The sequence below is a fragment of the Gordonia cholesterolivorans genome, from assembly GCF_039531975.1.
Classification (GTDB): Bacteria; Actinomycetota; Actinomycetes; order Mycobacteriales; family Mycobacteriaceae; genus Gordonia; species Gordonia sihwensis.
Genome location: NZ_BAAARB010000065.1, coordinates 1 through 770 on the forward strand (window position 1 = coordinate 1; position 770 = coordinate 770).

The 770-nt window shown below is 59.0% G+C and carries 1 protein-coding gene; it reads left to right on the forward strand.

Annotated features, from left to right (window positions below):
* Window positions 1-770: IS3 family transposase (locus ABFX36_RS18910; RefSeq protein ID WP_346077825.1), on the forward strand; the 770-nt coding region annotated here is incomplete at both ends.

The window sequence follows — 770 nt, forward strand, 5'->3', positions numbered from 1 at the left end:
TAACAGCGCTGATCGAGTACCACTACGAGCACCTCAACGGCCGTCCCGGCGTTCGGCGCATGCGTGCGGAACTCGCCGCCGGCGGCCACCGGGTCTCGCACAAGCGGGTGTGGCGGCTCATGAAGGTCGCAGGTCTGGAAGGCCGCCACCCGAAGGCGTGGAAACGCACCACCGTCGCCGGAGACAGCCCCGTTGGGGCACCTGACCTCATCGGCCGCGACTTCACGGCGGCCGAGGCGAACACCAAATGGTGCGGCGATATTACTTACGTACGGACCTGGAACGGCTGGGCGTACCTGGCCACCGTCATCGATCTGCACTCCCGGATGGTCGTCGGATGGGCCGTGGCCGACCACATGCGAACCGAGCTGGTCACCGACGCACTGGACATGGCCATCGCTCGTCGTCGACCACCCGGAAAAGTCATATTCCACAGCGATCGCGGAACTCAATACACGTCCACCGACTTCGATAAGTACTGCACGAAAAACAATATCCGACGATCATTGGGGCGCACTGGCATTTGTTTCGACAACGCGGTCGCAGAATCATTCTTCGCGAGCTACAAGAAGGAACTCATTCACACGCGCCCGTGGCCCACTCTAAAAGCACTCAAAAAGAGCACATTCACCTGGATTGAGGAGTACTACAATAGGGCCCGACGACATTCCACACTGGGCTATTTGACACCAGCCGAGTTTGAACTAGGATTCAGAGACATATACGACTCGCCGCTTAATTGCAGTGGCCACTTTAGCGGGAACACTCCA